The following is a 17,679-nucleotide window of genomic DNA, read 5'->3' as shown; positions in this document are numbered from 1 at the left end:
CCATATTGTTTATCTTTTCAAGAATAAAAATACCAATACCCCGCATACGATTAAAACGCTCTGTATCGAATTCTGAGCGACTTTTAAAACCACATCATGAAAACGTACTGACCACATAGTTAAAACCTCGCTGCGTTGTACTGGCTTACGATTTTGATGATTCATGCACTCAGACAGATCGTTGTTTCTTTCTTTCGAGCATTTCCATCCACGCCGGAGGCGGACGGGTTTTATCTTCCACGCGAAGAACCGGACGGGGTATCGGCTCACCTTTGGCTACACGGTCAGCCCACTGCCGGATCATCTTTGCCAGGCGCTTTTCAACTTCCGGCTCAGTCAGCCGCAGGTCATGCACCTTGTTTCTCAGTTCCGTGAAGATCCAGTACTGCACCGGGTGCCTGAATGGGTACATCTCAGCACTGCGGTAATAGCCCCGCTTCGCCATGTATTTATTAAAATCACGCAGCATGTCGTCAAACGGGATCCCGAATGCGTTTGAGTCCACCAGCTTATCCGACAGCATCACAATCACGTCAGACAGTTCAGGCGGCCAGGGATTGCCGTTCATGCAGCGATCGAGGCAAAACGTGAATATCATCTCAAACTGGTCGTCACTCAATCCGGCGGTTGCTCGCTTCCACATCGATGACGGTTCCGTCCCGTTCTTGCCCGTCCATTTGTCCCCATACAGCTCGGTCATCTTCAGCCAGAGAGTCGAGATATTCCTGCCCGTATTTTTTCCGGATCCCATGCTCGACGAGTTGTACCGCTCTGGATTTCCCGCTGGATGGGTTAAATTTAAATTCTGTGTCATCGGTGTGACCTCCGCTCTGTTTCGGTTGTTTCATGCGCTGCTGATGAATGCTCTTTGCGAATGCCATTTCCCACTGTGCGTGGTGTTTAGCTTTCCCTTCCGCCTGCCAGTACGTGATGAACTCGGCCAGTTCCTCAGGACGGTACGGCTCATTCAGTATTACGCCCCACTGTGCCGCTTTGCGGCTGAAATCTGGGTCCGGCTGCCAGTGTCCGGTCATCGCGAACTTGCCCGGATAATCTGACCAGTTCCCTGCCGGTGGATCTTCCGCCTCAGGATCAGGAATAAAATTTTCTTCATGCGCGCCAGAGAGAGTTGTTTTTATATTCCTTTCCTTTCCCTTCCCTTCCTTTCCGGGTGGTAGTTCTCCTGTATCACTACCGTAGTCTTCCGGTATTAAATCCATCTCTTTGATTTTACTTATTGTTTTCTTATTAATTACCTGGTGTTTTGTAAAATTAATGATCAGGCCGAAGCGCTTGCCATTTTGTGCAGAAAACAGGCGTATATAACCGCAGTTGGAAAGCTCCTGTAGTAATACCGGAATACTACCGGAGGGTTCACGTAGCGGGAAAACAGCAGCCTTAATCAGTTTCGGATTAGCGTTGAAATACCCCTCATCGTCAGCATAATTTAATAGCCCGATAGCCAGTAAACAGGCAGCTTCTGATACCTCTGCCATGTCCTCATCCGTCCAGAATGTTGGCTTGATGGTTCTTATACGAGCCATATCACCCCCTGAATTCACTCTCATGAATGCGCCCATCTGTTTTATTCAGTTCCTTTGCCAGTTTCAGTAACCGGTTCATTTCCTTTCGGTACTCCGTAGAATGCATGGCCGCACACACTACGCATGCGCCGGTGCTGGTATAGCGTTCAGCGTCGTGGCCGTTTTTACATGGCTTACCCGTATAAAACCGGACGAGCCCGTTAAGAACCGCTGTTTTTCTGTTGATGACTTCCATACGTCCCTCTTAACCAAGTTGTTTAAGAAGTAAGATAGAGAATCTCGAAAAATAAATCAACCCTAAATGAATAATTGTTTATCACGCATAACCAGAAAATATAAAGGCCGCACAAGGCGGCCTCATATGTTCATCACTCGAAGAACCGTATCAGCTCTTCCATTGTCACGGCTGCACCGTGCTCAGTGCATGCCTGGTGTAATCGTCTGATAGTTTTCAGCCCCGGCTGTCTGCGGGCATAACTCAGGTGCGTCCTGATATAACCGACAGTTACCCCGACTTTCTCTGCGAACGCAACACGATCCTCTTTGTTAAGACCATTCCAGAATGCTTGAAAATTGAAATCTTCCATATTTTTCCTGTTCTATCGTTAAACATTCTGAGAATAATAACCAATATGGTCATTTACCAACAAGGTCATGATTCTGTTTAATGGCAGAATCAGATAAACATTTACGAATACATTTTAATCAGGCAACCCATATGAAAAACATCAATGAGATAAGGAGAGATAACCTCATCTTCATTCTGGAGAAGTATTACGACGGCAGACAGAAAGCGCTGGCCGATGCGCTGGGGTTCGCCCCGAACATCATTTCCCGCTATCTTTCCTCATCCGATTTGAAGAGCCACCGTAATATCAGTGACGCGGTTGCCCGGAAGATAGAGCATGTCACGCGGGTACAAAAATACTGGATGGATACCGACCATTACAACCGGCCGGCAGAAAGCACCGACGATATCTATTCACCGACCGAGATCGGCGCAATACTGGCAGATAACATCAGTACCTTCATGCTGACTGACGGCGTGAAGTCACAGACTCAACTGTCTGTTAAAAGCGGGCTGGGGCAGTCAACGATTAACCGTATCGTGAAAAATGAAACCAGTGCCACTGTGGACAGCGTGGACTCTATCGCCAAGGCGCTGGGCCGTAAAGCCTATGAGCTGCTGATCCCGTCCAACGATACCGACGTCATTAAGTATGACCAGAAACGGTATGCCGCACTATCACCGGCAGAGAAAGAACAAATCCAGGACTTTATCGAGTTCATCATAAAGAAAAACCGGTAATAAACTCAGATAGATGCGAAATCGGCCAGCCTCGAGCTGGCTTTTTTTTCGTCGTGATAATGATCACTTTGTTTATCTTTTATTGTTTTTTATTGTTGACAACGTTCAGTTACGGGTTATTATTCATATCAAGTTGACCACATTGGTCATGTTCTTTAACAACCGGGACTGCAACACAACCCCTAATTCTGATGCAGCAGAATGTCCTCGCTAACCCGTAGAACCGGAACGCGGGATCGGAACGTGAAAAATTACATGAACTGGCGATAACCGCCGGTTTTGCTATACGCCAAAACATAAACAAACAGTTTATTTAAATGGTGAGTAACATGACATTTTTTATTCTCAACGGCCTGCACGTTTTTATCGTGTGCGGCAAGCAACAGCAGTTCACATCATTCCGTGCAGGCATTGAGTGGGCTTTCACCACCAAAACCGCCGCACGGACAGATCAACTTATAGGTGAGCACAATGGCAACAACCAATAAAGAACGTATGGATGCTAATTTAGCCGCAGCAATTCTTGCGGCTGATGGCGCAGAAACATTTACACCGGCAGAGCTGAATAACCTGATTGCCCGTATCAACGGCGATAAATCCAACCAGGCACTGGAAAAGTACGACAACATTATTTTCCGTGTCGGCCTCGCAGCCACATCATCAACCTGCTTACAGTCACTGCCGGATGAGCAATGCATTGAAGCGCTGGCACACGTCATCATGAATATGAATAAGTACCCGGCCACCAGCGACAAAAAGCAGTATTTTGAATCGCTGTGCGTGGCTGCTGATCATTCTGCCGCAAAAAATGATAAACAAACCGTTTATCAACAGGATGAGGTGGTGACCGATAATGACTGTCAGGCAGCCACGGAGCCGCCACACTTTGAGCCGGGCCGCTATCCTGATATCCCTAACGAAACGTATCACGCATCGAACGGTATCAGCAGCACCATGCTGAAAGATGCGCGGATCAGCCTGATGTATTACCAGCGCCGCCACATCACGAAAGTGATTCAGCGTGAACGCTCTGAGGCGTTGGATTTCGGTAGCCTGTTTCATACTCTGGTACTGGAACCGAAAAAGCTGGACGCAGAATTCAGCCTGCCGCCGGTTATCCCGGCTGACGCGCTGACCAATACCGAATCCATGAAGAAATGGATTGAGAGTTATAACGCTGATCTGGCGCCGGTGATGAGCAACGACGAACTCAAAGCAGAGATTGAGGCTCATAACGCCACGCTGCCGCAGCCGTTGTCTCTGTCCGGTAATGTTGAAGAAATCGGCTCACTCTATGTTTCACTGCCTGATGCTTTCCGCACCATTCCGGAACATGAAAAGCACACCGCCGCGGCAATGAAAGCCTGCATAAAAACGTTCAATAACACCCTGCCGGTACCGCTGAAAACATCCGGCGGACGTATCGATATGATACGGGAACTGGAAGCGATAAACCCTGAGCTGGTGGAAGCAGAACGCAGTAAGCCGGACCCACTGATCACCTCGGGTAAGAAAGAGGACCTTATCGCCAGAATCAAAGCCGTATCGCCGGGCACTGTTTTCGCTGATGAGTTAATGCAGGCATGGCAGGCGGATGAATCACGTATCCGCATCACAGGCGATCAGTTAAAGCTCGGTAAAGCCATGCAGGAAGCTGTTTACCAGCACCCTGAAATCAGGCCGCTGATTAATCATCCGGGCCGCGCAGTGGAAGTCAGTTATTACGGCATTGATGAAGATACCGGCCTTGAGGTTCGTGTCCGGCCAGACCTTGAAATATCCACCACGGACAGCCGCATCGGTTTCGACCTGAAATCGGTATCACTCGGACGTTTCAAGCAGGATGTCATTGAGACCATGATCCGCCGGGAAATACTCAACCGCGATTATCACGTCAGTGCGGCCATGTACTGCGATATTGCCGAACTCGACCAGTTCTTCTGGATCTTCGTTAACAAAGACGAAAATTACAACTGGGTCGCGGTAGTCGAAGCCCCGCCGGAATTACTGGAACTCGGCCGCCTAGAATACAAAAAGACACTGCGCGATATCCGCCGGGCTATGGACACCGATGTATGGCCGGGCCCGGTCACCACCACGCTCACTATCGGCCTGAGTGATTTCGATATGCGCCGCCTGGAAGCGCTGCAAATGGACGCCGCGTAACACCCACCCTATTTTATGCCCGGCAATGGCCGGGCCGGAGATATCACTATGTCAGAATTAATGACGCAAGAATCAGTACCTTCAATTTTCAGTGCTGACGGCCTGGACAAAATGCTGCGCTTTGCTGAGGTAATGGCGCGAGGAACAGTAACTGTGCCGGCGCACTTAAAAGGCCAGGAGTCTGATTGCCTGGCAATCGCCATGCAGGCGGCGCAGTGGAATATGAACCCGTTCGCCGTAGCTCAGAAAACGCACATTATCAACGGCGTACTCGGCTATGAAGCGCAACTGGTTAATGCCCTGATTTCAAGTTCATCAGCCATTCACGGGCGCTTCCATTATGAGTACGGTGGTGACGGATGGGAAAAATGCACCGTCAGCAAAGAAGTATCGGAAACAAAATCAGGCCGCAACGGCAGCTATGAGGTGACAAAGCGCGTTCGCGGCTGGACGGATGCCGATGAGCACGGTCTGTTTATTCGTGTCGGGGCGATCCTGCGCGGTGATACCGAAATCACCTGGGGTGAGCCGGTTTATCTTTCCAGCGTGGTTATCCGCAACTCCCCGTTGTGGGCCACCAACCCGAAACAGCAGATCGCTTATCTGGCAGTGAAATACTGGGCGAGGCTTTATTGCCCTGAGGTGATCCTCGGTGTCTATACCCCGGATGAGCTGGAAGAACGCCAGGTGAAAGACGTCACCCCGCCGAAAGAGCGCGTAACACTCAGCGAGTTATCCCACCAGCAGACAGAACCACAGCAGCCGGAAGCGGTAAAAGAAGTCACCGGTGAACTGGTCGAAGAATTCGACGCTGAGGCAATCCGCCGGGCTATCGATACCGCCGAAACACTGGACGAAGTGAAAGATATCCGCAGCAGGATTGATGACGGTAAAAAAACAATGGGTATCACCCTGTTTACTGAACTGAAAAACAAAGCGGTTCAGGCATATCACGTTATCGATTCACGCAACCTGCTGGAAGCGGAGATCAATTCACTGCCGGAACCAGGCACACCGGAAGCCGCAGAGGCATTTCAGAAAGTGGAGCAACTGCTGAATGCCCGTAAAACGAAACTCGGCGCTGAGCTGTATGAGCAATTCAGTATGACGCTGAGTGATATGAAGCCTGAGTATCAATAATTTTTGCCGGGGGAGAAATCCCCCGCACGGAGAACACACCATGATCCCATTAAAAAAACCTATCGACTTCAAAGAAGTGAAGCGCATCGTCGGATTATCCCGAACCACCATATACCACCTGGAAAAAGCGGGTGATTTTCCAAAGAGAAGTTACTTCTCTAAACGAGCGGTCCGTTGGGAAGAAAGCGAAGTCCGGCAGTGGGTCGATAACCGCATGCGTAACCGGGTTAAACCGGATAATACCATCGATACAAATCGACTCGCTCGCCATGATCATTAACGCAGAGAGCGCCACATGATTCTTGATATCAACAGTATCGCCCTGTCACTGCACGGGATCGCACTCTGGTGCGCCATCAGCGGCGTTATCTGTGTGATTGATGGTGACACCAACCAGCTGATTATATCCCCTTATGATAACCCCACCGTTTCAGGATGAAGCGTAAGCCAGAGGAAGCAATCATGTGCATACAGGAAATGAATGTACGGGTTTACTTCGCCCCTACCAGAAACCGCCGGTATTTCAGCAAGGATGCTGCGATAAAGGCAGAGGTAAAGGCGCGGATATTCATGAAATACCCGCTTGAAAAGCCCGAATCCGATACTGGATATCCAGGATATTACATATCAGAAGACAGGCCTGAATTTTATCGCAGGGCGGTGAGATATCTGACCTATCTGATTAAAAAGAAAATGGTTTCAGGATGAAGAGTAATGCAGGGATGCTGAGGAAATAACAATGACTGCTTACTATAACGAAAACGATCCGTTCGCTGCTCAGTGGTTACGGAATCTCATTGCTGCCGGCCATATAGCTCCGGGTGTAGTGGACGAAAGGAGTATTGAAGATGTCACACCAGATGATTTACGCGGATTCACACAATGCCACTTCTTCGCCGGTGTCGGAGTGTGGTCACTTGCCCTGCGCCGTGCAGGATGGCCGGATGACAAACCAGTCTGGACAGGAAGTTGCCCGTGCCAGCCTTTCAGCGCGGCAGGCAAAGGAAATGGGTTTGCTGACGAGCGGCACCTTTGGCCTGCATTCTTCCACCTCATCAGCGAGTGCAAACCTGGCATTATCTTTGGTGAACAGGTTGCAAGCAAAGACGGTCTCGTATGGCTCGATCTTGTACAAACTGACCTGGAAGCAAAGGACTACGCCACAGCTGCGGTCGATTTATGCGCTGCGGGCTTCGGTGCGCCGCATATCAGACAGCGATTGTTCTGGGTGGCCGACTCCGACAACGCGGGGCGGAAAAGACTGCGGGGATGTGAGTCAGTCATTCTTCCGGAAAGACGGGAGGATGCGGAACGATACGCTGTACCGCCAGCTATGGCTGCACATGTTTGGGATGGATGGCAGGCCGTCACGGGAGCAGATAAAAACTCTCGAATGCTGCCACCTGACTTTGGCGAGAGAGCTGATGATGCTACCGGTCGGGTGGGAAAACTCCGCGCCTACGGAAATGCCATCGTCGCGCCGGTCGCGGAAGAGTTCATAAGGGCTTATATGCTGATAACAGAGGAATGAATATGGCAATAGTTAAATATTACACTCATGCTGATTTAGTTGATGAAGCTGAATATTCGCAGATAGATGATGACGACAAATACACACTATCAGAACCTGAAATTGAATATAGCCCTGATGACACCGGTTTTGATTTACGGACGTGTGTCCAAGAATGCGCAAGTGACTATCACGATCATCATGACGGTTGGGAAGATGAATGGCCTATTTATTTCATCTTATGGATTAATGGCGCGTGTAAGGGAAAATTCTGTGTAGAGCTCGAACACGAACCCGTATTTACAGCAACTTTGGATAATTAAGCAGATTCAGGGGTGAATATGAAAATCACAGACGAAGATATTCAGGCAGCAATTTTAAGCTCAAGCGAGGACTTTCTATTTCAGGTGTGCGATTCGCTTGTGTTTTCCCATTACGGGTTAGATGAAATGCCAGAGGAAGAACAAGACCGACTTTATGCTGCGCTGTATTCATGGCTTAAGAAAGCGGCCAGTGAATTTAAGCAGATTCAGGAGGGGTGATGGATATATCACAGCAACAGTTTGAGGAATTTATTAAATTCCACGCAGAGCCAGCAGAGTTGGAGCGGAAATTAAAAAAGGCGAATGACGGATTAAATTATGCTGACCGGGATGTCGATTTAATGTGGATTAGCTGGCAGGCATCACGCGATGCAATGAAGCCGGTAGCGTTTACAATACGTGATGATTCAGGGTATTTATACCTGAACAGAATGACAACACAGGAAGGTGGTGAACTTAATCATCAGTTAAATCTATTGCAGAAATATTGCCCTGAAAAACAGTATTCAATTACCCCACTCTATCGCTTAGATAAATAATCATGACGACAATCGGATTTGTATTACTACTGGTGATGCACGGCTCCGCTGTGCCTGTTACCGATGATATTTATACGCTCAAAGAATGTGAGAGCCGCGCAGTGCAGATGATGACTGTGCGGAATGTTGAATTAGTGTGTGCGGAGGTGGTGAGACCATGAAGCTTAAAGTTGGTGATAAGGTAAGGTACACAAATAATATTCATGATTATAGCGGGACATTCAATATTGGCGATGAGCTAACAATTATAAAAATAATAAACCTTAATCCAGATATGTATATGTGCATCAAGGATAACCCTGAGATATACGAAGGGTTCGATAAAGAAGAATTGGAGTTAGTCAATGAACAAATATCGTGACAAATCAGACTTTGAGATTAATAAGGCTGTGGTTATTGCGCTTGGCAAGGTTATAGGCATAAGACCAGACTCCAATATTATATATTTAATTGGCGGCGATGAGCTTATAGAATTCAACCCCTGCAACAACCCGGCGGACGCAATGCCTATTATTAACGAATATGGAATTAGTCTCATATATCAAGAGGGAGAATTTCAGTTTGCAACTAATGACGGGAATATAGAGTGCAGCATTAGCAATCCATTGAAAGCCGCAATGATTATTTTCCTGATGATGAAGGATGCGGAGAATGAAAAAGTATGACCTAATTCTCGCCGACCCACCCTGGCAATACAGTAACAAATCCTCCAATGGCGCAGCAAATAACCACTACAACACCACCGATTTTTATTCCCTCACCCGCTTATCCATCGAAAAAATAGCCTCGGAAAACTCCGTACTCTGCATGTGGTACACGGGTAACTTTGCGCTTGAGGCGATAAAGCTGGCTGAGGCGTGGAATTTCAAAGTTAAAAACATGTTCTGTTTTGCATGGATAAAATTAAATAAAAATGCAGAAGACAGAATAGACAAAAATCCGCCAGAGGATTCTTTCGATTTCATGGAGATATTAAACAGTGAGACGAAAATTAATTGCGGAAATTACACTCGCCAAAATATTGAAATGTGTTTAATTGCGACTCGTGGTAAGGGATTGCCGCGCCGGTCGGCCAGCGTCAGGCAGATAGTGTATTCCTGTCTCGGTGAGCACAGCGAGAAACCGAAGGAAGTACATCACCGGCTGGAAGAGTTATACGGCGATGTCCCGCGCATTGAACTGTTTGCCAGGGAGAAATACGGCGACTGGGATGTGTACGGGGATCAGGTTAACAGTGACATACAACTGAGGTAATTTTATGGCCGATATTATCGATGAAGCCAATGACTTAAACGAACTGCGGCTGACTACCGCGCTTGCCAACCGGCCGCCAAAGCCGAAAAGCCTGACCGGTTTCTGTATCTGGTGCCGTGATGAACCGGTTATGCCAGGCAGCGCGTACTGCTCAAAAGAGTGCGGCGACGATGACGCACAGAATAAGCGCAAAAACGGATAGGAGGCACTGATGCTGATCCTTGCACTCTATCTGTGGATTGCCGGTTATCTCTTCGCGGAGCTGAGCAGAAGCGCAGATACCCGCACCGACATAGCCGCCGTGATGTTTTATTCCACATTCTGGCTGCCTACCGGCGCGTGTTACCTTTCATCCCTGATCGCCAGCAAAGTGTTAGGCGACGAGTAATTACCCCCAACCTACCCTGAATTACCCAATGGTACAGACATGTGCCCTGCACTTCTGTTGCCTGAATCCGGAGTCTTTCATGAATAAATCCATCCTGATCCTGCACCCGAATAAATGGGTGACGGAAGATATTCTGATGCAGCTTACCGGCCTGAGCAGCTCAGCAATAAAAACAGCCCGTAAAAAGTCCTGGTTTGAAGGCCGTGAATATCGTCACTATTCCGCCGACTGTAACCCTAAAGATAACAGCCCGATTATGTATAATCGCCTTGCTGTAGATGAATGGGTGGAGCGGCAGAACATGGCCGTTCCGCGAGGTAACAACGGCTGATAAGGGATCAATATGACAAAATACCCGACTGGTGTGGAGGCTCACGGAGAGAGCCTCAGAATATGGTTTATGTATAACGGGCGCAGGCACAGAGAGAATCTCGGTGTCCCGGACACATTGAAAAACAGAAGAATGGCCGGTGAGCTGAGGGCATCGGTCTGCTTTGCGATAAAAATGGGAACGTTTGATTATGCATTGCAATTCCCGAACTCATCAACCATTAACCATAAACCTGCTCAGGGAAAAGATATAACCATTACTGAACTTGCAGAAAAATGGCTGGATTTAAAATCAACGGAAATAACTAAGAATGCCCTGAACAGATATACATCCTATATTGATGTCTGCGCATTTTTAATTGGTTCGTCACGAAATATATCTTCAGTTTTATATGAGGATATTCTCTCACTGAGGAAATTACTTCTGACAGGAAATCAGATATGCGGTACCCATCAAAAAAACAGGAATAAGAAAAAAGGCCGGTCAGTCAGAACGGTTAATGTTTATCTGAGCTGCTTTAAAGCCATGATGGAATTTGCTGTTAATTGCGGCTATTTGCAGTCATCACCTTTTACCGGAATAAAGCCGCTGAAGCGTGCAAAAACTGAACCTGACCCGCTGACCCGTGAAGAGTTCACCAGGTTTATTGCCTGCTGCTCTAATGCGCAAATCCGCAACCTGTGGACACTTGCAGTCAGCACCGGTATGCGGCACGGCGAGTTGTGTGCACTGAGCTGGGAAGATATAGATACCCGGAACTGGACAATCACGGTGCGCAGAAATCTTCCTATTAAGGATCATTTCACGCCACCAAAAACAACCAGTGGCGTCCGGACTATCGCCCTCACAATACCGGCTATCAATGCATTAAAGTCACAGATGCTTTATACAAAAATGAGTCGCCCGGTTGAGGTGGATGTTCATCTGCGTGAATACGGGAGAGTCAGAAAGGATCTGTGCTCATTTGTTTTCAAGCCACAGCAGAGCAGTAATAACGGTACCGGTGGTGAATGGTATGCCCCGGGGTCATTCGGAACGACCTGGAACAGCACACTCAAAAGAGCCGGTATTCGCCACCGTAAAGCGTATGAATCCCGGCATACATTTGCCTGCTGGGCGCTCAGCGCAGGTGCCAACCCGAATTTTATTGCGGAACAGATGGGACATACATCAGCGCAGATGGTTTATACCGTTTATGGCAAATGGATGGCTGACAATAACAGCAGTCAGATAGACATTTTGAACGCCACTTTCACGCAAAATGCCCCATCCATGCCCCACGCCGTAAATAGTTCACACTGATTCGCTGCAAAAACAATAAGTTACAACCCACCTTCGGGCTTATTCAGAATATGGTCTTCCCAGTTCTGTACCACACTTTCTGTGACGGCTATATGGCGGACGGTAATGCCTTTCTGGTGCATCAGGGATTTGGAGCCGCTGGTTAACGGGTGCCAGGGTAATAACGGTTTGCCTTCCATGACCAGGCGGTAAGCGCAGGTCATCGGCAGCCAGGCGTCAAATGTCGGCAGGTTTTCCCGCGTCAGTTTGATGCAGTCCGGCTCATAACGGAAACGATCTTCATAATGACGGCACTGACAGCTTTTAATATCGAGCTGGTTGCAGGCCACGTCGGTGAAATAGATTTCATCGGTGTCTGCGTCCATCAGTTTCTGCAAACAGCATTGTCCGCAGCCATCACACAGTGATTCCCACTCTTCGTCACTCATTTCATCGAGGGTTTTCACCGTCCAGAATGGTTGAGACATATTCTTTTTTCCTTTAACTTCGTGGCTGACCGTTTCAGATAATCCGCGTGGTCAGCGTATGATCATTTACCGAGATTTTCAGCATATCGCCCGATACCAGTGGTCCGACACCGTCCGGTGTGCCGGTCAGGATAATATCCCCCGGACGCAGCGTGAAATAGCGGGACATATAACTTATCAGTGGTATCACCGGTGTCAGCATTTCGCGGGTATTCCCCTGCTGGCGTAACTCATTATTAATAGTCAGGCTCAGGGTGACATTCTGCGGATCAGGGAATTCATTGACCGGAATAAATCCGGATACCGGCGCAGAGCCGTCAAATGCCTTACTTTTTTCCCACGGCTGCCCTGCTGCTTTTAATTTCATCTGCACATCACGCAGCGTTAAATCCAGCGCAACACCAAACCCGGCAATAGCACGGGCGCAGCGATCTTCATTAGCCTGTTTCAGCGGCGCACCGATCAGAACAGCCAGTTCAGTTTCATGATGCACTTCGCCGAACTCTTTCGGGATGGCGACCGGCTGACGCAGGTCGCACAGTGCCGTTTCAGGTTTAATAAAAAGAAGGGGTTCCGCGGATGCCTGTGATTTCATCTCCGCAACATGCTTTGCATAATTCAGCCCCACACATACCACTTTCCCGACCGGGAAGTCCAGGAGAGCCCCCTGCCAGTCACGATGCTGATACATAGTCTTACCCCTTTAATTTATTATTCTGATGACATCAGCGGATTTCCGCGCCGACATTATCCGCCATCAGCGAAACGCTGAGAGCGAAGAAATATGAGCGGTTCCAGTGCATGATGGTAATAAAGTTTTGCGTGACCAGATACACCCGTTCCTGCTTATCTTCCGGTACGACTAACCACATCGGGGTAGTTTCCGGCAGATTTGCCTGTGCCGGGAGTGTTACCCCCAGTGCTTTCCATTGCGCCAGTGTTTTGCTCTGGTTTTTCTTTGTACCTTCAATGCTGCGGTCAAACCCGGCAGGAACAGACACTTCATATCCCCACGGCAGCCCTTTTATCCAGCCTTCTGCAGCCAGATAATTGGCAGTGGAGGCAAATACATCCGCTTTGTTATTCCAGATATCGACCATACCGTCGCCGTCACCATCCACCGCGTAAGTCAGATAGCTGGACGGCATAAACTGGTTCTGCCCCATAGCGCCGGCCCAGGAGCCTTTCAGCTGCTGATCCGCCGGAATATGCCCCTGGTCGATAATCTGTAATGCCGCGATAAACTGCTTAACAAACATCTCTTCACGGCGGCCTTCAAACGCCAGGGTTGCCAGAGCCGAGATCACATCCTCTTTACCCTGATAACGGCCGAAACCGCTTTCCAGCCCCCACAGAGAAACAATATATTCCTGTGGTACGCCGTAACGCTGACTGATACCGGATAACAGCGCCGCATTGGCATCATGCTGTTTTACTGCGGCACTGACAGCGCCGCGGGTGACACGACGGGACAGATAATCATCCAGCGTGACTTTTTTCTCCGGCTGGTTTTTATCAGACGTTATAACACGTTCGATAAAATGAAAATTCTCAAAAGCACGGGTCAGCGTGGATTCTTTAATACCCTCCTGACGAGCCATCGCTTTCAGCTGTTCAGCATACGCCGGGAATTGTTCTGCTGTCCGTGAGTCAGCCGGAAATTCCCGCTGTAAATCCGCCACGGACAGACGTGCCGCAGTCGCCTGCTGTGCGACAGGCTCTGCGGTGAGTAATTTTGCCGGTGATACCGGGTCCTGAGATGCACTGCATGCCGTCAGCGATGCCGTAATAATCACGGCGCTTAATAATGTCAGGCGCATAGCGATATCCTTTCTGTTTATTCCGCAGGGATTTTTATTAGGATTTATCCTGAATATTCAGTGTGTCCCGGTATTCTGACAGCAGATCTTCCACCGGTGGCGGGAACTGCAGATAATAACCGGCGGCGATCAGTTCCTGCTTCACTTTTTCAATATCCGCATTGGCCAGTTTATCGCGGTTTGCAAGGTTGATCAGCATGCTGAAGGCCGGCTTGCCGAAACTTTTCAGCAACTCTTCCGGTACACGGGAAAAATCATCTTTCTTTTCGATGAACAGATAAGTTTGATCGCGGTTCGGACTTCTGTAAATTGCACACAACATTGGAATTATCCCGTTTAAATCAAATCGTGACTTGCCAGTAAATGGCACTAACTATAACATGCTATTGTTTTTGATAATATCGTTACCCGGCATTGCGTTACTGCAATGCAATTTATATATGGCTGAATACCGGGCCGCTAATTATACTGAGTCGGACAGATGTCGCCAATTGACCTTAAAGGCAGTAACTTCACACTTTCGGTTCTTCATCTGAATAATGAAGATCCTCAGATTATTGAACAGGCTGTGCGCGAAAAAGTCAGCCAGGCGCCGGCTTTTTTCCAAAATGCCCCTGTGGTGCTGAATGTCAGTCAGATTTCATCCGGCACGAACCTGAAAATTATCTGCCGTGCCGTTACCGACGCCGGTTTGCGGATTGTCGGGATCAGCGGTTGTCAGAATGAGAAAATGCGCAAAGCAGCAACCCGCAGCGGGTTCCCCCTGCTCAATGAGGGTAAGAGTGCCCGTGTTGCTGAACCGGAAATACCGGAACCTGAAACCCCGGCAGTGTCATCCCCTGCCGCCGCAGATTCCGCCTGCCGGAAGACCCGGCTGATTAATGTCCCCGTCCGCTCCGGGCAGCGTATTTATGCCCCGAACAGTGATCTTATCGTGACTGCCAATGTCAGTGCGGGCGCAGAACTCATTGCAGACGGTAATATTCATATTTACGGGCTGATGCGCGGACGCGTATTAGCCGGTGCGGCAGGCGATACAGAAAGTCAGGTTTTCTGTACTCACCTGCATGCGGAACTGGTTTCTATCGCCGGACAATATTGGCTGAGTGATCAAATCCCGGGCGAATTTGCCGGGAAAGCGGCCAAACTCAGTCTGGTTAATAATGAACTCACTATCAACAATCTAATATAGACCTTTAACAAGGAATAATTCCATGGCACGCATTTTAGTTGTTACTTCAGGTAAAGGTGGCGTAGGCAAAACCACTTCCAGCGCGGCCATAGCGACCGGCCTTGCCCAGAAAGGAAAGAAAACCGTTGTGATCGATTTCGATATCGGTCTGCGTAACCTTGACTTAATCATGGGGTGTGAGCGTCGCGTCGTGTATGACTTCGTGAACGTTATTCAGGGCGATGCCACACTGAATCAGGCGCTTATCAAAGATAAGCGGACTGATAATTTATTTATCCTGCCTGCGTCGCAGACCCGTGATAAAGATGCACTGACCCGTGAAGGCGTGGAAAAAGTACTGAATGAGTTAGGTGAAATGAATTTTGATTTCATCCTCTGTGACTCACCGGCTGGTATTGAGAGCGGCGCACTGATGGCGCTCTATTTTGCTGATGAGGCAATCATTACCACCAACCCTGAAGTTTCATCTGTCCGCGACTCTGACCGTATTCTCGGGATTCTGTCATCCAAATCCCGTCGTGCGGAACAGGGACAGGAGCCGATTAAAGAGCATCTGCTGCTTACCCGTTATAATCCGGGCCGAGTCAGCCGTGGTGATATGCTGAGTATGGAAGATGTGCTGGAGATCCTGTGCATTCCGCTTATCGGTGTGATTCCGGAAGATCAGTCTGTCCTGCGTTCATCCAACCAGGGTGAGCCGGTTATTCTGGATCAGGAGTCTGACGCCGGTAAGGCGTATGACGATACCGTTGCCCGTATTCTGGGTGAAGATCGTCCTTTCCGTTTCATTGAGGAAGAGAAAAAAGGTTTCTTAAAACGCTTATTCGGGGGGTAAACCATGGCGCTGTTAGACTTCTTCCTGTCGAGAAAAAAACCGACAGCTAATATTGCAAAAGAACGTTTGCAAATCATTGTTGCAGAGCGTCGCCGCGGTGAATCTGAACCGAATTACCTTCCGGATCTGAAACGCGACTTACTGGCAGTTATCTGCAAGTATGTTCAGGTCGATCCGGAGATGCTGTCTGTCCAGTTTGAGCAGAAAGGCGATGATATTTCTGTTCTGGAACTGAACGTCACGTTGCCTGAGGGCGAAGAAGGCACGAAAAAAGACGAGACGGTAAAATAAAGAATCGTTACTGTGACTGATAACACGGCGGATATATTCCGCCGTGTTTTTTTCTGTTTATTCCCCGCAGGCGGCCCCTGCCTCAACGGCGGCAACCACATCTGCCAGCGCGCTTTCCAGCAACGGTTTACGCCAGCCGCTCAGCAGCTCCGGCACTTCGGATGAGGTTCTGAATCCCCACATTTTATTCAGATACTGATTGATCTGACGGCGTGATGCCAGCAGTTCCGGGCTGAATTGTTCCGCATTACTCAGCTCGTTAATACGCGCTTTAATCGCCTTAAAGGTTTTGCGGTATAACGGATGATCGGACACATTTTCCACCGGTGCCGGATAATCTGCTTCATCCAGAACACGGCTCTCTTCCGTTAATGCCAGCAGACGTCTGCCGTGACAGCGGATCTCCTGTCCGGTCAGGCCCAGCCCGTCCAGCTCACCCAGTGATGATGGCATATAGCGCGCCACTTTCCAGAGATGCTCTTCACGCACCACAAAGTTTACCGCCATATCGCGCTGACGCGCCTGTTCCAGCCGCCATTGTGCCAGTTTCTGTAAACAGGCCAGCTGCTGAGGACGCAGTTGCGCGGCACCGCTGAAATCACGGTAGGCTTCCGCCGGGTCAGTCTGTACAATACGGCGCTGTGCCATCATCGCACACTCTTCTTCCGCTGATGCCAGGTAACCGGCTGCACGGACTTTTTCTGTCAGTTTTTCAGCCAGCGGCAGCAGGTAAAAGACATCTGCGGCGGCATATTCACACTGTTTTTCTGTCAGCGGACGCGCCAGCCAGTCAGTCCGGGACTCACTTTTATCCAGGCTGACACCGAGATAGGTTTCCACCAGCGTGGCAAATCCGCAGGAAAGCGGATGACCGGTAAACGCAGCCAGTACCTGGGTATCCACCAGCGGTTGCGGTACACACGCCATACTGTTGAAAAAGACTTCGATATCCTCACTGCCGGCATGGAGATATTTGATCATCTCCGGCGCAGTCAGTAATGTTTTCAGCGGCGACCAGTCCGTGATCCCCAGCGGATCGACCAGCGCGAGATGCTCCCCGTCATAAAGCTGAACCAGACCGAGATGCGGATAATAGGTCCGGATCCGGACAAACTCGGTGTCCAGAGCAAGATAAGGTTTGCCTGTAACCTGCACACAATAGGCAGCCAGGTGTGTATCGCTGGTAATCAACTGATAATTCAAAACGACTTCTCTTAGTCTTTGACGACATGGTTAAGTGATGTGATACAGAATAATTCATCAGATCA

Annotated in this window: 30 protein-coding genes; 21 read left to right on the top strand and 9 right to left on the bottom strand. The window is 49.0% G+C overall.

The annotated features are described in order from the left end of the window. Positions 1-169: 169 nt before the first annotated feature. The 4 genes from AAZR23_RS04835 to AAZR23_RS04820 all read right to left on the bottom strand — a co-directional run bounded on the left by AAZR23_RS04835 (position 170) and on the right by AAZR23_RS04820 (position 2,131). On the bottom strand, positions 170-643 hold the full coding sequence (locus tag AAZR23_RS04835; RefSeq protein WP_434690904.1) for a replication protein P: 474 nt from the start codon (positions 641-643) through the stop codon (positions 170-172). After that, entirely contained in the window at positions 612-1,544 is a 933-nt protein-coding gene (locus AAZR23_RS04830; RefSeq protein WP_434690901.1) for a DnaT-like ssDNA-binding domain-containing protein, read from the bottom strand. The genes AAZR23_RS04835 and AAZR23_RS04830 overlap by 32 nt, the downstream gene beginning before the upstream one ends. Position 1,545: 1 nt before the next feature. Then, complete coding sequence (locus tag AAZR23_RS04825; RefSeq protein WP_051997324.1) at positions 1,546-1,779, bottom strand: hypothetical protein; 234 nt, start codon at positions 1,777-1,779, stop codon at positions 1,546-1,548. A 133-nt stretch (positions 1,780-1,912) separates the two neighbouring features. Beyond that, positions 1,913-2,131, bottom strand: coding sequence for a hypothetical protein (locus tag AAZR23_RS04820; protein WP_434690897.1), 219 nt, complete (start codon positions 2,129-2,131; stop codon positions 1,913-1,915). A gap of 131 nt (positions 2,132-2,262) precedes the next feature. On the opposite strand from AAZR23_RS04820, the gene AAZR23_RS04815 reads away from it, so the two are divergent. The 18 genes from AAZR23_RS04815 to AAZR23_RS04730 all read left to right on the top strand — a co-directional run bounded on the left by AAZR23_RS04815 (position 2,263) and on the right by AAZR23_RS04730 (position 11,806). After that, a complete protein-coding gene (locus tag AAZR23_RS04815; RefSeq protein ID WP_036407682.1) occupies positions 2,263-2,853 on the top strand; it encodes a helix-turn-helix domain-containing protein in 591 nt (196 codons plus the stop codon). Positions 2,854-3,182: 329 nt separating this feature from the next. Further along, positions 3,183-3,341, top strand: a complete 159-nt coding sequence (locus AAZR23_RS04810) for a hypothetical protein (protein ID WP_214180938.1) — start codon at positions 3,183-3,185, stop codon at positions 3,339-3,341. Continuing rightward, positions 3,325-5,019 (top strand): PD-(D/E)XK nuclease-like domain-containing protein, encoded by a 1,695-nt coding sequence (locus tag AAZR23_RS04805; RefSeq protein WP_434690893.1) that lies wholly within the window; start codon positions 3,325-3,327, stop codon positions 5,017-5,019. Before AAZR23_RS04810 ends, AAZR23_RS04805 begins: the two co-directional genes overlap by 17 nt. A gap of 48 nt (positions 5,020-5,067) precedes the next feature. Then, positions 5,068-6,159 carry a recombinase RecT gene (locus AAZR23_RS04800; protein WP_434690890.1) on the top strand — a complete coding sequence of 364 codons (1,092 nt, stop codon included), beginning with the start codon at positions 5,068-5,070 and terminating at the stop codon, positions 6,157-6,159. A gap of 40 nt (positions 6,160-6,199) precedes the next feature. Continuing rightward, the gene (locus AAZR23_RS04795; RefSeq protein ID WP_052116615.1) at positions 6,200-6,439 is read left to right on the top strand and encodes a helix-turn-helix transcriptional regulator; all 240 of its coding nucleotides are present in this window, start codon (positions 6,200-6,202) and stop codon (positions 6,437-6,439) included. 15 nt (positions 6,440-6,454) lie between these two features. After that, the gene (locus AAZR23_RS04790) at positions 6,455-6,598 is read left to right on the top strand and encodes a hypothetical protein (RefSeq protein ID WP_434690887.1); all 144 of its coding nucleotides are present in this window, start codon (positions 6,455-6,457) and stop codon (positions 6,596-6,598) included. A gap of 23 nt (positions 6,599-6,621) precedes the next feature. Then, on the top strand, positions 6,622-6,867 hold the full coding sequence (locus AAZR23_RS04785) for a hypothetical protein (protein WP_434690884.1): 246 nt from the start codon (positions 6,622-6,624) through the stop codon (positions 6,865-6,867). A 31-nt stretch (positions 6,868-6,898) separates the two neighbouring features. Continuing rightward, a complete protein-coding gene (locus AAZR23_RS04780) occupies positions 6,899-7,690 on the top strand; it encodes a DNA cytosine methyltransferase (protein ID WP_434690881.1) in 792 nt (263 codons plus the stop codon). 2 nt (positions 7,691-7,692) lie between these two features. Next, positions 7,693-7,992 carry a hypothetical protein gene (locus AAZR23_RS04775; protein WP_434690878.1) on the top strand — a complete coding sequence of 100 codons (300 nt, stop codon included), beginning with the start codon at positions 7,693-7,695 and terminating at the stop codon, positions 7,990-7,992. Between the two features lie 18 nt (positions 7,993-8,010). Further along, positions 8,011-8,211: a hypothetical protein gene (locus AAZR23_RS04770; RefSeq protein ID WP_434690876.1), complete on the top strand. Its 201-nt coding sequence runs from the start codon at positions 8,011-8,013 to the stop codon at positions 8,209-8,211. Further along, complete coding sequence (locus AAZR23_RS04765) at positions 8,211-8,531, top strand: hypothetical protein (protein ID WP_434690873.1); 321 nt, start codon at positions 8,211-8,213, stop codon at positions 8,529-8,531. The genes AAZR23_RS04770 and AAZR23_RS04765 overlap by 1 nt, the downstream gene beginning before the upstream one ends. Before the next feature lie 157 nt (positions 8,532-8,688). Beyond that, entirely contained in the window at positions 8,689-8,892 is a 204-nt protein-coding gene (locus AAZR23_RS04760; RefSeq protein ID WP_434690871.1) for a hypothetical protein, read from the top strand. Then, a complete protein-coding gene (locus AAZR23_RS04755; protein ID WP_434690868.1) occupies positions 8,876-9,196 on the top strand; it encodes a phage protein NinX family protein in 321 nt (106 codons plus the stop codon). Before AAZR23_RS04760 ends, AAZR23_RS04755 begins: the two co-directional genes overlap by 17 nt. Further along, entirely contained in the window at positions 9,183-9,785 is a 603-nt protein-coding gene (locus AAZR23_RS04750; RefSeq protein ID WP_434690865.1) for an MT-A70 family methyltransferase, read from the top strand. Before AAZR23_RS04755 ends, AAZR23_RS04750 begins: the two co-directional genes overlap by 14 nt. Before the next feature lie 4 nt (positions 9,786-9,789). Then, the gene (locus AAZR23_RS04745; RefSeq protein ID WP_087696893.1) at positions 9,790-9,987 is read left to right on the top strand and encodes a hypothetical protein; all 198 of its coding nucleotides are present in this window, start codon (positions 9,790-9,792) and stop codon (positions 9,985-9,987) included. 9 nt (positions 9,988-9,996) lie between these two features. Beyond that, complete coding sequence (locus tag AAZR23_RS04740) at positions 9,997-10,173, top strand: hypothetical protein (RefSeq protein ID WP_434690862.1); 177 nt, start codon at positions 9,997-9,999, stop codon at positions 10,171-10,173. Positions 10,174-10,252: 79 nt separating this feature from the next. After that, positions 10,253-10,504 (top strand): excisionase family protein, encoded by a 252-nt coding sequence (locus AAZR23_RS04735; protein WP_369444230.1) that lies wholly within the window; start codon positions 10,253-10,255, stop codon positions 10,502-10,504. A gap of 12 nt (positions 10,505-10,516) precedes the next feature. Continuing rightward, a complete protein-coding gene (locus AAZR23_RS04730) occupies positions 10,517-11,806 on the top strand; it encodes an Arm DNA-binding domain-containing protein (RefSeq protein WP_434690858.1) in 1,290 nt (429 codons plus the stop codon). Between the two features lie 20 nt (positions 11,807-11,826). On the opposite strand, the gene AAZR23_RS04725 is transcribed toward AAZR23_RS04730, so the two are convergent. From AAZR23_RS04725 to AAZR23_RS04710, 4 genes are read right to left on the bottom strand one after another with little or no spacing between them, the layout of a single operon-like run. Beyond that, positions 11,827-12,273 (bottom strand): YcgN family cysteine cluster protein, encoded by a 447-nt coding sequence (locus AAZR23_RS04725; protein WP_434690855.1) that lies wholly within the window; start codon positions 12,271-12,273, stop codon positions 11,827-11,829. Positions 12,274-12,307: 34 nt separating this feature from the next. Further along, positions 12,308-12,964: a fumarylacetoacetate hydrolase family protein gene (locus tag AAZR23_RS04720; protein ID WP_046892172.1), complete on the bottom strand. Its 657-nt coding sequence runs from the start codon at positions 12,962-12,964 to the stop codon at positions 12,308-12,310. Between the two features lie 34 nt (positions 12,965-12,998). Continuing rightward, positions 12,999-14,093: a lytic murein transglycosylase gene (locus AAZR23_RS04715; protein ID WP_434690852.1), complete on the bottom strand. Its 1,095-nt coding sequence runs from the start codon at positions 14,091-14,093 to the stop codon at positions 12,999-13,001. A gap of 37 nt (positions 14,094-14,130) precedes the next feature. After that, the gene (locus tag AAZR23_RS04710; protein ID WP_046892174.1) at positions 14,131-14,415 is read right to left on the bottom strand and encodes a YcgL domain-containing protein; all 285 of its coding nucleotides are present in this window, start codon (positions 14,413-14,415) and stop codon (positions 14,131-14,133) included. 159 nt (positions 14,416-14,574) lie between these two features. Here AAZR23_RS04710 and minC point away from each other — a divergent pair, with 159 nt between their 5' ends. Genes minC through minE form a run of 3 tightly spaced genes read left to right on the top strand, consistent with a single transcriptional unit; the run spans position 14,575 to position 16,411 of the window. Next, a complete protein-coding gene (gene minC, locus AAZR23_RS04705) occupies positions 14,575-15,285 on the top strand; it encodes a septum site-determining protein MinC (protein ID WP_046892175.1) in 711 nt (236 codons plus the stop codon). A gap of 22 nt (positions 15,286-15,307) precedes the next feature. Next, the gene (gene minD, locus AAZR23_RS04700) at positions 15,308-16,120 is read left to right on the top strand and encodes a septum site-determining protein MinD (protein WP_166707736.1); all 813 of its coding nucleotides are present in this window, start codon (positions 15,308-15,310) and stop codon (positions 16,118-16,120) included. A gap of 3 nt (positions 16,121-16,123) precedes the next feature. Continuing rightward, the gene (gene minE / locus AAZR23_RS04695; protein ID WP_046892177.1) at positions 16,124-16,411 is read left to right on the top strand and encodes a cell division topological specificity factor MinE; all 288 of its coding nucleotides are present in this window, start codon (positions 16,124-16,126) and stop codon (positions 16,409-16,411) included. Positions 16,412-16,468: 57 nt separating this feature from the next. On the opposite strand, the gene rnd is transcribed toward minE, so the two are convergent. Then, positions 16,469-17,614, bottom strand: a complete 1,146-nt coding sequence (gene rnd, locus AAZR23_RS04690; RefSeq protein WP_434690847.1) for a ribonuclease D — start codon at positions 17,612-17,614, stop codon at positions 16,469-16,471. Between the last annotated feature and the right edge of the window lie 65 nt (positions 17,615-17,679).

The sequence above is a fragment of the Morganella sp. Je.2.23 genome, assembly GCF_051129855.1.
Classification (GTDB): domain Bacteria; phylum Pseudomonadota; class Gammaproteobacteria; order Enterobacterales; family Enterobacteriaceae; genus Morganella; species Morganella sibonii.
The sequence above is the reverse complement of the archived record's forward strand: the minus strand, read 5'-3'. Positions and strand labels throughout refer to the sequence as shown.